Source organism: Paraburkholderia silvatlantica (assembly GCF_003096715.1).
GTDB lineage: Bacteria > Pseudomonadota > Gammaproteobacteria > Burkholderiales > Burkholderiaceae > Paraburkholderia > Paraburkholderia silvatlantica.
The window spans coordinates 31926-45026 of the sequence record NZ_QEOL01000028.1 but is presented as its reverse complement, the minus strand read 5'-3'; the positions used below and the strand labels follow the sequence as shown (position 1 = coordinate 45026).

The following is a 13101-nucleotide window of genomic DNA, read 5'->3' as shown; positions in this document are numbered from 1 at the left end:
CGCGTGCAGCCTTACTGAATCTTCGCTTGCTTGCGCAGATTTTCTTCGAACGCCTGCAGCTTTTCCTGCTGGATCTGCTGGACGATCTGCGGGCGCACCTGCTCGAGCGGCGGCGGCGTGACCGGGCGGATGTCGTCCACGCGGATGATGTGCCAGCCGAACTGCGTGTGCACCGGCGTATCGGTCATCTGGCCTTTTTGCAGGTGCGTGGCCGCAGCCGCGAATTCCGGCACATAAGCCTTCGGATCGGACCAGTCGAGGTCGCCGCCGTTCTTCGCCGAGCCCGGGTCCTTCGAGTACTGCTTTGCGAGGTCTTCGAAGCTGGCGCCGGCCTTGATCTTCGCGATGAGGTCCCTGGCCTGCTGCTCGTTGTCCACGAGGATGTGGTGCAGGTGGTATTCGCTGCCGCCCGCATCCTTGGTCAACTGGTCGTAGCGCGCCTTGACTTCGGCGTCGCTCGGCTGGTTGTTCTTCACGAAGTTTTCGATCAGCGCGCGCAGCACGACGGTTTGCTGTGCCACGGCGATCTGCGCCTTGACGTCCGGCTTGTTCGGAATGCCTTCGCGAATGGCTTCCTGCATGAGGATTTCGCGATTCACGAGCTCTTCACGCACGGCCATCTGCAGCTGCGGCGAATCCTGCTGGCCTTGATGCACGAGCTGCTCGACCAGCGCATCGGCGCGCGCTTTGGGAATCGGCGTGCCGTTCACGACGGCGATGTTCTGCGCAAAGGCGGGAGCCGCCGCGCACGCAGCCAGCAACACCCAAAGATGGGTTTTCTTCAAGGTCATCGGAAAGTCCTAACGGGGCGAACCAAAATGGCGAACAAAAACAACGAAATCTAACGTGGGCTACCGGGGCAGCGCCGCGGCTTCTTCGGGCGTGAGCGCCGTGATCGCGAGTGCATGAATGCCGCGCTGCATGGCCTCGGCCAGCGCATCATACACCATGCGATGCCTTGCCACGCGGGCTTTCCCCGCGAATGCGAGCGCAACGATCGTGACATGATAGTGACCGCCGGCAGCGGCCCCCGCATGTCCGGCGTGCTGCGCGCTGTCGTCGCGCACGTCGATGGAAACGGGCGCAAGCGCCGCACTCAGGCGCGTTTCGATGAGCGCCATGCGCTCGGCGGGGCTGGCGTTGAGAAAGACGTCGCTCATTCTTCCTCCTTCATGTAACGCGAAAGCCACAGGCTCTGGCCGACGATGAACACCACGAGGATGCCGGTCGCGCCGAAGAGCTTGAAGTCGACCCAGGCGTCGGTGGAGAAGTGGAACGCCACGAAAAGATTGAGAATGCCGAGCAGCGCGAAGAAGATCGACCAGACGAAGTTCAGTTGCGTCCAGATGCGCGGCGGCAGCGTGATCTGCTTGCCCATCATCGCTTCGATCAGGTTCTTGCCGAATGCCAGCTGGGAAACGAGCAGCACGACCGAGAACGCCCAGTAGAGCACGGTGGGCTTCCACTTGATGAAGGTTTCGTCGTGCAGCATCAGCGTGGCGCCGCCGAACACGACGACGATACCGAGCGAAAGCCACAGCATCGGGTCGACCTTGCGGTGACGGAACGCGACCCACGCGATCTGCACGAGCGTAGCGCCAATCGCCACGGCCGTCGCCGTGAAGATGCCCCACAGCTTGAAGGCGACGAAAAAGAGGATGATCGGGAACAGGTCAAACAGGAATTTCATTATCGGCCTGAGAGTTGACGAAATGAGCCCGGCAAAAGAGGGCACGACGCTTTCAAGGCCCCGGATTACCCAGCGGCGCCCCGCGCGGGGCGCGGGGCTGCCTTGCCAGCGTTCACTTGGGCTCGAATTGTAGCGCAGCCGAATTGATGCAATACCGAAGGCCCGTCGGGGCCGGACCATCCTCGAACACATGGCCGAGGTGCGCGCCGCAGTTCCTGCAGCGCACCTCGATGCGCAGCATGCCGTGCGTGCGGTCGGTTTTCTCCTCGATCACCTCGCCGTTGATCGGCCGGAAGTAGCTCGGCCAGCCGCAACCCGCGTCGAATTTCGTGTCGGACTCGAAGAGCGGCGTGCCGCAGCACACGCAGTCGTACACGCCGCGATCGAAATGATCCCAGTACTTGCCCGTGAAGGCGCGCTCGGTGGCCGCATGGCGCGTGACCTGGTACTGGCCTTCGTCGAGCTGCTCGCGCCATTGCTCGTCGGACTTGTAGCCGGGGTAGGAGGGGGAATTGTGGTCGTCCTGGCTCATGTCGGGTTCCTGTCGGGTGGGAAACAAGGATCGCATAGATGGGGGCGCGTTCACGAAGAGCAACTGACTTCGAGCGAACTCGCCCAGTCGGGCGGCAGCCCTGCGTACGACGCGTTCTCGGGCTGCTCGTCGAATGGCCGCTCGAGCACTCTCGCGAGCCGCTCGACTTCGCTGAAGTCCTTTTGGGCGGCGCGCTCGATCGCCGTTTGCGCGAGGTGATTGCGCAGCACGTATTTCGGATTCGTGCGGTTCATCGCCTCGGCGCGCGCGGCGTCGTCGCGTGTTTCGTGTGCAAGGCGCGCGCGGTAGTCGGCGGCCCAGGCGTCGAAGGCGGCGCGATCGAGAAAGAGATCGCGCACCGGCGCATCCCCGCTCGCGTCATGCTTCGAAACGCCCGCGAGATGGCGATACGTCAGCGTGAAATCGGCACGGTTGGCATGCATGATTTCGAACAGCTTGTTCGCGAGTGCGTCGTCGCCTTCGCGCTCGTGTTCGAGGCCGAGCTTCGCGCGCATGCGCGCTTCGAGCGCGGGCGCGAAGTGTCCCTTGAAGCGTTCGAGCACACCTTGCGCGTCGGCCACCACGCGCTCGCCGCGCTTCTTTTCGTCGGCGATGTCGTAGTGCGCGCCGAACAGCGGCACGAGCGCCTGTGCGAGGCAAAAGAGATTCCAGTAGGCGATCTGCGGCTGCATGCGGTACGCGTAGCGGCCCTGCGAGTCCGAATGATTGCAGATGTGGTTGGCGTCGAAGCCGTCCATGAAGCCGAACGGACCGTAGTCGATGGTGAGGCCGAGGATCGACATGTTGTCGGTGTTCATCACGCCGTGGCAGAAGCCCACGGCCTGCCACTCGACCATCAGCGCGGCCGTGCTGCGCACCGCTTCGTCGAGCAGGGCGAGGTACGGGTCGTCGGCTTCGCGCAGCTGCGGATAGAAGCGCGCGATCACGTGGTCGGCGAGCGCGCGCAGCGCGTCCACGTCGTCGTGGGAATAGAAGTGCTCGAAGTGGCCGAAGCGCACGAAGCTCGGCGACACGCGCGTGACGACTGCAGCCGTTTCCATCTCTTCGCGGCGCACGGGCTGGTCGGAGCCGATCACCGTGAGGGCGCGCGTCGTCGGAATGCCGAGATGATGCATGGCCTCCGAGCACAGATACTCGCGGATCGACGAGCGCAGCACCGCGCGGCCGTCGCCCATGCGCGAGTAGGGCGTGCGGCCCGCGCCCTTGAGCTGGACCTCGTTGCGCCTGCCGTCGTGCTCGACCTCGCCGAGCGTGAGCGCGCGGCCGTCGCCGAGCTGGCCCGCCCATACGCCGAACTGGTGGCCGGAGTAGACCGTTGCGTGCGACATGGTCGAAGGCGAGCGCTCGCGCGTGAAATTCCCGCAGAAGAACCCAGCGAACGCGGGATCGCCAACAACCGATGCATCGAGCCCGAGTTGCGCGGCCATGCCCTTCGAGAAGCCGACGACGTAAGGCGCAGGCAGCGGCGCGCCGGGCAGGCGCGTGTAAAAGCGGGCGCCGAGTGCGGCGAAGGCATTGTCGCGCGGCACGGTCAATGCGCGCTCGAAGTCGGCGAGCGGACCGGTGGCGGGCGTGTGCGCAGCGGACGAGCCGCCTTGGGATTCGGTAGTGCCTGGTGAAAACGACATATTGAGGGCCTGTTGAATACTCGATATTGTAAGTCCGCACCCGGCGGCGTGCTGGAGCGCGTCCGAAGCTTGCCGGCGTGCCGGCCCGATACGCGAAAGGCCAACGCGAAGTCAAACACGAAAGACACGACACACAACGCCGATCACCGCGAGGAGACTGCTACCGATGAGTGCGCCGCTGCTGGGACAGATGATGGATGTGCCGCTCACGCTCCCGTCGTTGATCGCGCATGCGGCGCGCCACCATGGCAGCGCGCAGATCGTCTCGCGCCGCATCGAGGGCGACATTCATCGCTACACGTACCGCGAGTGCGAGGCGCGCTCGAAGCAGCTCGCCCAGGCGCTCATCGCGCTGGGCGTGGCGCCGGGCGAACGCGTGGGCACGCTCGCCTGGAACGGCTACCGGCACCTCGAAGCCTATTTTGGCGTGACCGGCTTCGGTGCCGTGTGTCATACCATCAATCCGCGGCTCTTTCCCGAGCAGATCGCCTGGATCGTCAATCACGCCGACGACCGCTATGTGCTGTTCGACATTACGTTCGCCGCGCTCGTCGATACGCTCGCGCCGCAATGCCCGAACGTGCGCGGCTGGATCGCGCTGTGCGACGAGTCGCACCGGCCGCCAATGCGCACGCAAGTGCTCTGCTACGAAACGCTGCTCGCCGCGCAGGACGGCCGCTACACGTGGCCCGAACTCGACGAGCGCAGCGCCTCGAACCTTTGCTACACCTCCGGCACCACGGGCAACCCGAAGGGGGCGCTCTACACGCACCGGTCTTCGGTGCTGCACGCTTACGCAGCGGCGCTGCCCGATGCGATGGGCTTCTCCGCGCTCGACGCGATTCTGCCCGTCGTGCCGATGTTCCATGTGAACGCATGGGGCATTCCCCATGCGGCCCCGCTCGCGGGCACGAAGCTCGTGCTGCCCGGCAAGGATCTCGACGGCAAGTCGCTCTATGAACTCATGGAGGCCGAAGGCGTGACTGCCTCGGCCGGCGTGCCGACTGTCTGGCTCGGCCTGCTCGCCTACATGCGCGGCGCGGGCGTGCGCTTCTCCACGCTCAACCGCACGGTGATCGGCGGCTCGGCGTGCCCGCCCGCCATGCTGCGCGCCTTCGAGGACGAATACGGCGTGCAGGTGATCCACGCGTGGGGCATGACGGAGATGTCGCCGCTCGGCACGCTTTCGAAGCTCAACTGGGCGCAATCGAAGCGGCCGCGCGAGGCCCAGCGCGCGCTGCTCGAAAAGCAGGGACGCGTGATTTTCGGCGTGGACATGAAGATCGTCGGCGAGGACGGGCGGGAACTGCCGTGGGACGGGGTGACGTTCGGCGACCTGCACGTGCGCGGGCCCTGGGTGATTGACCGCTACTTCCGCCAGGAAAGCGGCTCGCCGCTCGTGGAGGGCTGGTTCCCCACCGGCGACGTCGCCACGATCGACCCCGACGGCTTCCTGCACATCACCGACCGAAGCAAGGACGTGATCAAGTCGGGTGGCGAGTGGATCAGCTCGATCGACCTCGAAAACATCGCAGTGGCGCATCCGGCCATCGCAGAGGCTGCGTGCATTGCCTGCGCGCACCCGCGCTGGACCGAGCGGCCCCTCATCGTCGCGGTGAAGAGGCCCGGCGCGGCGGTCACGCGTGAAGAACTGCTCGCCTTCTTCGAAGGCAAGGTCGCCAAATGGTGGCTGCCCGACGACGCCGTGTTCGTCGACGAATTACCGCACACGGCAACGGGCAAGCTGCAAAAGCTCAAGCTGCGCGAGCAGTTCCGCGCCTACGTGTTGCCGACCGCGCTCGCAGTGGAGGGCTGTCCGTTCGATCCGGCACAAGACGCCGCGAAGCGCGGATAAGCCACCCCGAACCGCCCGCGCAGCCGCGCAAGGTTCTCCGGCGCAGCCATCCGGCTGCGTTTTTTTCTTCCGGTTTTTGCCCGCCGACCCGCCGGCTTCATCCGTTCGGTACAAACCCTGGCATCCGCAGCGCAGCAAAAAATTGAACGAACGTTCTTTTTTGGGTATTCTGCCTGCTGACCGGGAATGTCGGACAATGAAGCCGACGACGCACCTCGCGGCCCGCAAGCATGGAGGCAGGCAAATGGCAGTGGACTACACGACTCGCGACGGCGTCGCCGTCATCACGCTCAATAACCCGCCCGTCAACGGCCTCGGGCATTCGACCCGCGCAGGCATTGTCGAGGGTCTCGCACGTGCCGCGGGCGATCCGGCCGTTGCGGCCATTGTGATCACGGGCGCCGGCAAGGCGTTCTCGGGCGGCGCGGATATCACCGAATTCAACACGCCGAAGGCGATGCAGGAGCCCACGCTCCACACCGTCATCCGGGAGGTCGAAAAGAGCGCGAAGCCGGTCGTGGCCGCGATCCACAGTGTGGCCATGGGCGGCGGTCTCGAACTGGCGCTCGGCGCGCACTACCGTGTCGCCGCTGCCGGCGCGCAGATCGCACTGCCCGAAGTGAAGCTCGGCATTCTGCCGGGCGCGGGCGGCACGCAGCGTCTGCCGCGTGCGATCGGCCTCGAAGCCGCGCTCAACATGATCGTCACGGGCGCGCCGGTGATGAGCGAAAAGCTCGCGACGTCGGGGCTCTTCGACGCCATGGCGCAGGGCGATCTGCTCGAAGAGGCCGTCGCTTTCGCGCGCAAGGCGGCCGACAAGCCGGGCCCCCATCCGCTCGTGCGTAATCGCAAAATCGAACATCCGAACGCCGAAGGCTTCCTGCAGTTCTCGCGCAACACCGTTGGCGCGATGGCGAAGCACTATCCCGCGCCGGTGAAGTGTGTCGATGCTGTTGCGGCGGGTGTGAAGCAGGGCTTCGACCTGGGCCTCGGGTTCGAGCGCGAATGCTTCCTCGAACTCGTGCAGACGCCGGAAAGCCGTGCGCTGCGGCACGCGTTCTTCGGCGAGCGCGCGGCGAGCAAGATTCCCGATGTGCCGGCGGGCACGCCCACGCGCGAGATCCAGAAAGTTGCGGTGATCGGCGCGGGCACGATGGGTGGCGGCATCACGATGAACTTCCTCAACGCGGGCGTGCCGGTCACGCTGCTGGAAACGAAGCAGGAAGCGCTCGATCGCGGCCTCGCCACGATCCGCAAGAACTACGAAGCGCAGGTCAGGAAGGGCAAGCTCACGCAGGAGAAGGTGGAAGCGCGCCTGGCGCTCATCAGCCCGACGCTCTCCTACGACGACCTCAAGCAGGCCGATCTCGTCATCGAAGCGGTGTTCGAAGAACTCGGCGTGAAGGAGCAGGTGTTCAAGCGCCTCGACGAAGTCGCCAAGGCTGGCGCGATCCTCGCCTCGAACACCTCGACGCTCGACGTCGACAAGATCGCGGCATTCACGAAGCGCCCGCAGGACGTGGTGGGCCTGCACTTCTTCAGTCCTGCCAACGTAATGAAGCTGCTAGAAGTCGTGCGCGGCAAGGAAACGGCCAGGGACGTGCTCGCCACCGTCATGCAGGTCGCGAAGAAGATCCGCAAGACGGCTGTGGTGTCGGGCGTGTGCGACGGCTTCATCGGCAACCGCATGATCGAGCAGTACGTGCGTCAGGCGCTCTATATGCTCGAGGAAGGCGCACTGCCCGCGCAAGTGGACCGCGCGATCGAGAAGTTCGGCTTCGCGATGGGCCCGTTCCGCATGAGCGACCTGGCCGGCAACGATATCGGCTGGGCGATTCGCAAGCGCCGCTATCAGGAACACCCGGACATGAAGTACTCGAAGATCGCCGACCGTCTGTGCGAGACCGGCCGCTTCGGGCAGAAGACCGGCGCCGGCTGGTACGACTACAAGGCGGGCGAGCGCGACGCGCTGCCGTCGAAACTCGTCGACGAGATGATCGTGGCGTACTCGAAGGAAGCCGGCGTGGAGCGCCGCAAGATCGGCGATGAGGAAATCGTCGAGCGTCTCGTGTTCTCGCTCGTCAACGAAGGCGCGAAGATTCTCGAGGAGGGCATCGCCTCCAAGGCGTCGGACGTCGACATGGTCTATCTCACGGGCTACGGTTTCCCGCTGTGGCGCGGCGGCCCGATGCTGTACGCCGACACGGTGGGCCTCTACAACGTCGAGCGCGCGATTCGCCGCTATGCGCAGCAGCGCAACGGCGAGGCGTGGGAAGTCGCGCCTTCGATCGTCGAGCTGGCTGCGAGCGGCGGTACATTCAACTAAGCATCACTTACGGACGCAAAAGCGGACGAACAGGCGGACGAACATCATGAGAAGCGCAGACGACGTGCTCCTGCTGATCGACCTGCAATACGACTTCATGCCGGGTGGCGCGCTTGCCGTTGCGCTCGGCGATGAAGTCGTGCCGGTCGCGAACCGGCTCGCGCAGGGCTTCGGCAACGTGGTGCTCACGCAGGACTGGCACCCGGCGCAGCACGTTTCGTTTGCGGCCAACCACGCGGGACGCGCACCGTTCGGGACGATGGCGCTGCCCTACGGCGAGCAGGTGCTGTGGCCCGTGCATTGCGTGCAGGGCACCGAAGGCGCCGCGCTGCATCGCGACCTCGACGTGCCGCATGCGCGCGCGGTGATCCGCAAGGGTCATCACGCCGATGTGGACAGCTACTCGGCGTTTCTCGAAGCCGACCGCAAGACGCCTACGGGCCTCGCGGGTTATCTGCGCGACGTGGGTGTGAAGCGCGTGTACTGCTGCGGCCTCGCGACCGACTATTGCGTGGCGTGGTCCGCGCTCGACGCGCGCGCCGCGGGCTTCGAAACCGTGCTGATCGAAGATGCCTCGCGCGCCATCGACCTGAACGGCTCGCTTGCCGCCGCGTGGCAGCAATTGCTTGCCGCCGGTGTGAAGCGCGCGCAATCGGCCGGGGTGCTGGCCTTGTCCGCTTGAACGTCCAGGCAAAGACATCCTCTGGATTCAATATTCGTAGTGGGAGACATCGCATGACTGACGCTGTAATCGTATCGACCGCCCGCACGGGCCTCGCCAAATCCTGGAAGGGCGCCTTCAACATGACGCACGGCGCCACGCTCGGCGGGCATGTGACGCAAGCCGCCGTCGAGCGCGCGAAGATCGACCCCGCGCGCGTGGAAGACGTGATCATGGGCTGCGCGAACCCCGAAGGCGCAACGGGTGCGAACATCGCGCGCCAGATCGCGTTGCGTGCGGGCCTGCCCGTGAGCGTGCCGGGCATGACGGTGAACCGCTTCTGTTCGTCCGGACTCCAGACGATCGCGCTTGCCGCGCAACGCGTGATCGCGGGGGAAGGCGATGTGTTCGTCGCGGGCGGTGTGGAATCGATCTCGTGCGTGCAGAACGAGATGAACCGCCACATGATGGCCGAAGGCTGGCTCAACCAGCACAAGCCCGAAATCTACTGGAGCATGCTGCAAACGGCCGAGAACGTCGCGAAGCGCTATGAAATCCCGAAGGAGCGCCAGGACGAGTACGGCGTGCAGTCGCAGTTGCGCGCGGCGGCCGCACAGGCAGCGGGTCTCTTCAACGACGAAATCGTGCCGATGACGGTGCTTGCCGGTGTGGCCGACAAGGCCACGGGCCAACTCGTCACGAAGGAAGTGACGATCGCCGCCGACGAGGGCATTCGCGCCGACACCACGCTCGAAGGCGTTGCGAAGATCCGCACGGCGATGCCGGGCGGCGTCATCACGGCCGGCAACGCGAGCCAGTTCTCGGATGGCGCGAGCGCCTGCGTCGTGATGAACGCGAAAGTCGCGGAGCGCGAAGGCCTGCAGCCGCTCGGCATTTTCCGCGGCTTCGCGGTGGCGGGCTGCGAGCCGGACGAGATGGGCATCGGTCCCGTGTTCGCGGTGCCCAAACTGCTCAGGCAGACGGGCCTGAAGGTCGAGGACATCGACCTGTGGGAGCTGAACGAAGCGTTTGCGGTGCAGGTGCTGTATTGCCGCGACAAGCTCGGCATTCCCGCCGAGCGCCTGAACGTGAACGGCGGCGCGATTGCCGTCGGCCACCCGTATGGCGTGTCGGGCGCGCGCCTCACGGGTCATGCGCTTGTCGAAGGCAAGCGCCGCGGCGCGAAGTTCGTCGTGGTGACGATGTGCATCGGTGGGGGGCAGGGCGCCGCCGGCCTCTTCGAAGTCGTGTGATGCGCGGTGCGGCAGTGGACATGCCCGCTGCCGCACACACGATTTCATCGCTTTCCCGCTGCCGTACGCACCATACGCGCCATACGCGCCATACGCGCGCCGGGCCGCTCTCGCGCCCGAGCCGCTGCGGGTATCATGACGGCTGTCGGCGCGCGTACGGTGCGGCGCCTGTTTCCATGCAGACTGCAAGAGGTGAGTTCGTGATTCGTCATATCGTGATGTGGAGGTTCAAGGAGTCGGCCGAAGGCGCGACGCGTGCCGAGAATGTCGTGAAGTTCAAGGCCTTGCTCGAAGGCTGCCGCGATCTCGTGCCGGGCACGCTGCACCTCGAAGCCGGTGTGGCCGAGCCGGGCCTGGCTTCCACGTTCGACCTCGTACTCATTGCCGATTTCGCCGATCAGGCCGCGCTCGACGGCTATCAGGACCACCCCGAACATCTCGTCGTGAAGCAGTTCGCGAAGCTCGTGGCCGAGTCGCGCCAGTGCGTGGATTACGTGGTCTGAGGCGCATCATGACCAGTACCGCAGATCAATCGCAGGGCGGCGGCGCGCCAAAAGGCGAAGACGCACCACAACCGCAAGCGTCGCTCACGGTCATCGAGAGTCCCTTCGTCGAGCATCTCGGCGCGCAACTCGTGAGCGCGCGCGACGGCGCGAGCGAAGTCGTGCTGCCGCTCGCCGAACGGCATCTGAATACGTGGGACGTCGCGCACGGCGGCGTCACGATGACGCTCGCCGATATCGCGCTCGCGATGGCGGCGCGCAGCGTCGCCGCCGACGGCGTGGGCGTCGTCACCGTCGAAATGAAAGTGAACTTCATGCAGCCGGGGCGCGGCGAGTTGCGCGCCACTGGCCGCGTGCTGCACCGTTCCACCACCATGGCCTATTGCGAAGGCGAGATTCGCGACAGCGAAGGCCATTTCGTCGCCAAGGCGCTCGGCACCTTCAAGTACATGCGCCGGCTTGCGGTGGGCCGCGACGTGACGCGTCAGCGTCTGCGCAGCGACCCCGGTGCGCGGCCGGGCCCGAGCGACGGTTAAATGCGCGATCGGGCGCGTGCGAGGGCGTTGCTCGTGTGCACCCGATTGCTGTTTTCCTGCGCGGCAGGTGTACAACGCTCGCCGCGCCCAACGAAGCAACATGGACGCCATGACCCAGACCAATCGCCAGATCCTGCTCGCTTCGCGCCCGGAAGGCGCCGCGAGCGTCGATAACTTCCGCCTCGTCAAAACACCGCTCGCGCCGCTCGAAGACGGCCAGGTGCGCGTGCGCAACCACTACCTGTCGCTCGACCCGTACATGCGCGGGCGCATGAACGACAGCAAGTCGTACGCGGCGCCGCAGCCGCTCGACTCGGTGATGATCGGCGGAACGGTGGGCGAAGTGGTCGAGTCGCGCAACGCGAAGTTCAAGGTCGGCGACAAGGTCGTGGGCATGTTCGGCTGGCAGGAGTTCGGCACCTCAGACGGCCTCGACATGCGTGTCGTCGATACGACGCATGTGCCGCTTTCCGCGTACCTCGGGCCGGTGGGCATGCCGGGTGTCACCGCGTGGTACGGCCTGAACCGCATCATCGAGCCGAAGGCGGGGCAAACCGTCGTCGTGAGCGCGGCGAGCGGCGCGGTGGGCAGCGTGGTCGGCCAGCTCGCGAAGCGCGCGGGCTGCCGCGCGGTGGGTGTCGCGGGCGGCGCGCAGAAATGCCGCTATGTCGTGGAGACGCTCGGCTTCGACGCCTGCGTCGATTACAAGGCCGGCAATCTCTATCAGGACCTCAAGGCCGCAACGCCGGACGGCGTGGACGGCTATTTCGAGAACGTCGGCGGCGCGGTGCTCGACGCTACGCTCGCGCGCATGAACGCATTTGGCCGCATCGCGCTATGCGGGATGATCGCCAGTTACGACCGCGAGCCTATGCCGCTCAAGTATCCGCAACTGCTGCTCACGCAGCGCCTGCTCGTGCAGGGCTTTATCGTGAGCGAGCACATGGAAGTGTGGCCGCAGGCGTTGATGGAGCTGGGTACGCTCGTCGCGAAGCAGCAGCTCGTGTATCGCGAGACCGTCGCCGAGGGGCTCGAGAACGCGCCCGGCGCGTTCCTCGGCATGCTCAAAGGCCAGAACTTCGGCAAGCAACTCGTCAAGCTGATCTAACCGTTTCACTGTTTGGCGCAAGCGCCCGGAAAGGGCGCTTTGCTTTTCCGTCCGCAGTATTCACCGCAACCTTCACCGCAGGATTCGCAATGTCCGAACCGTTTGAGTTCGACGGCCGCGTGGCCGTCATCACGGGCGCGGCAAGCGGCTTTGGCCGCGCGTTCGCGCAGCAGGCCGCCGCGCTCGGCATGAAGCTCGTGCTCGCCGATGTCGATCAGGCGCTGCTCGACGAAACCGTCAATGCGTTGCGCGAAGGCGGCGCGCAGGCGGTCGGCGTGCGCACCGATGTGCGCGATGCCGCACAGGTCGACGCACTCGCAAAGGCTGCGCTCGACGCCTACGGCAAAGTCCATCTACTCTTCAACAACGCGGGCGTCGGCACCGGCGGCTTCGTGTGGGAAAGCAGCGCGAAGGACTGGGACTGGGTGTTCGGCGTGAACGTGATGGGCGTGGCCAATGGCGTGCGCAGCTTCACGCCGGTGATGCTCGCGCAGGGCGAGCGCGCGCATATCGTCAACACGGCTTCGGTGGCGGGGCTGCTTTCGCCGCCCGCCATGGGCGTGTACAACGCGTCGAAGCATGCTGTGGTCTCGCTCACCGAAACGCTCTATCACGACTTGAAGAACGTGACCGACAAGGTGAGCTGCTCGCTGCTGTGTCCGGCCTTTGTGTCCACCGGCATTGCAAACGCCGGGCGCAGCCGCCCCGAAGACTTGCGCAACGAAGCGCCGCCCACGCGCTCGCAGCAAGCCGCCGACCTGCAGTTGCAGCGTGCGGTGCGTTCGGGCAAGCTCACGCCCGACGACGTCGCAAAGGCGACGTTCGACGCCGTGCGGGAAGGGCGCTTCTATATCCTCACGCATCCGCAGATTCTCCCTTCGGTGCACCTGCGTCATGAGGATATCGAAACATTGCGCAACCCGACCGATCCGCTCTCGCTCAAACCTGAAGTCAAGAAAGTGCCGCAATAAGCGCGGCGCGCGCAGCA

The 13101-nt window shown here is 65.6% G+C and carries 13 protein-coding genes; 8 read left to right on the top strand and 5 right to left on the bottom strand.

Annotated features, from left to right (window positions below; genetic code table 11):
- Positions 1-11 precede the first annotated feature (11 nt).
- The 5 genes from C7411_RS30015 to C7411_RS29995 form a co-directional block, all read right to left on the bottom strand.
- The gene (locus tag C7411_RS30015; RefSeq protein WP_110387612.1) at positions 12-791 is read right to left on the bottom strand and encodes a peptidylprolyl isomerase; all 780 of its coding nucleotides are present in this window, start codon (positions 789-791) and stop codon (positions 12-14) included.
- Positions 792-851: 60 nt separating this feature from the next.
- Positions 852-1160 (bottom strand): BolA family protein, encoded by a 309-nt coding sequence (locus C7411_RS30010; RefSeq protein WP_110387611.1) that lies wholly within the window; start codon positions 1158-1160, stop codon positions 852-854.
- Positions 1157-1690: a septation protein A gene (locus C7411_RS30005; RefSeq protein WP_110387610.1), complete on the bottom strand. Its 534-nt coding sequence runs from the start codon at positions 1688-1690 to the stop codon at positions 1157-1159. Before C7411_RS30005 ends, C7411_RS30010 begins: the two co-directional genes overlap by 4 nt.
- 112 nt (positions 1691-1802) lie before the next feature.
- Entirely contained in the window at positions 1803-2222 is a 420-nt protein-coding gene (gene msrB, locus C7411_RS30000) for a peptide-methionine (R)-S-oxide reductase MsrB (protein WP_110387609.1), read from the bottom strand.
- 50 nt (positions 2223-2272) lie between these two features.
- Positions 2273-3871, bottom strand: a complete 1599-nt coding sequence (locus C7411_RS29995; protein WP_110387608.1) for a protein adenylyltransferase SelO — start codon at positions 3869-3871, stop codon at positions 2273-2275.
- Between the two features lie 166 nt (positions 3872-4037).
- Between C7411_RS29995 and C7411_RS29990 the strand changes: the two genes are divergently transcribed.
- The 8 genes from C7411_RS29990 (at position 4038) to C7411_RS29955 (ending at position 13084) form a co-directional block, all read left to right on the top strand.
- Positions 4038-5726 carry a 3-(methylthio)propionyl-CoA ligase gene (locus C7411_RS29990; protein WP_110387607.1) on the top strand — a complete coding sequence of 563 codons (1689 nt, stop codon included), beginning with the start codon at positions 4038-4040 and terminating at the stop codon, positions 5724-5726.
- 244 nt (positions 5727-5970) lie between these two features.
- Complete coding sequence (locus C7411_RS29985) at positions 5971-8052, top strand: 3-hydroxyacyl-CoA dehydrogenase NAD-binding domain-containing protein (RefSeq protein ID WP_110387606.1); 2082 nt, start codon at positions 5971-5973, stop codon at positions 8050-8052.
- A gap of 46 nt (positions 8053-8098) precedes the next feature.
- Positions 8099-8734 carry a bifunctional nicotinamidase/pyrazinamidase gene (gene pncA, locus C7411_RS29980; RefSeq protein ID WP_110387605.1) on the top strand — a complete coding sequence of 212 codons (636 nt, stop codon included), beginning with the start codon at positions 8099-8101 and terminating at the stop codon, positions 8732-8734.
- 53 nt (positions 8735-8787) lie between these two features.
- On the top strand, positions 8788-9966 hold the full coding sequence (locus tag C7411_RS29975; RefSeq protein WP_110387604.1) for an acetyl-CoA C-acyltransferase: 1179 nt from the start codon (positions 8788-8790) through the stop codon (positions 9964-9966).
- A 200-nt stretch (positions 9967-10166) separates the two neighbouring features.
- Positions 10167-10469 carry a Dabb family protein gene (locus tag C7411_RS29970; RefSeq protein ID WP_110387670.1) on the top strand — a complete coding sequence of 101 codons (303 nt, stop codon included), beginning with the start codon at positions 10167-10169 and terminating at the stop codon, positions 10467-10469.
- An 8-nt stretch (positions 10470-10477) separates the two neighbouring features.
- Complete coding sequence (locus C7411_RS29965; RefSeq protein WP_110387603.1) at positions 10478-11005, top strand: PaaI family thioesterase; 528 nt, start codon at positions 10478-10480, stop codon at positions 11003-11005.
- Positions 11006-11114: 109 nt separating this feature from the next.
- The gene (locus tag C7411_RS29960) at positions 11115-12113 is read left to right on the top strand and encodes an NADP-dependent oxidoreductase (RefSeq protein ID WP_110387669.1); all 999 of its coding nucleotides are present in this window, start codon (positions 11115-11117) and stop codon (positions 12111-12113) included.
- An 89-nt stretch (positions 12114-12202) separates the two neighbouring features.
- The gene (locus C7411_RS29955) at positions 12203-13084 is read left to right on the top strand and encodes an SDR family oxidoreductase (RefSeq protein ID WP_110387602.1); all 882 of its coding nucleotides are present in this window, start codon (positions 12203-12205) and stop codon (positions 13082-13084) included.
- Positions 13085-13101: the final 17 nt, after the last annotated feature.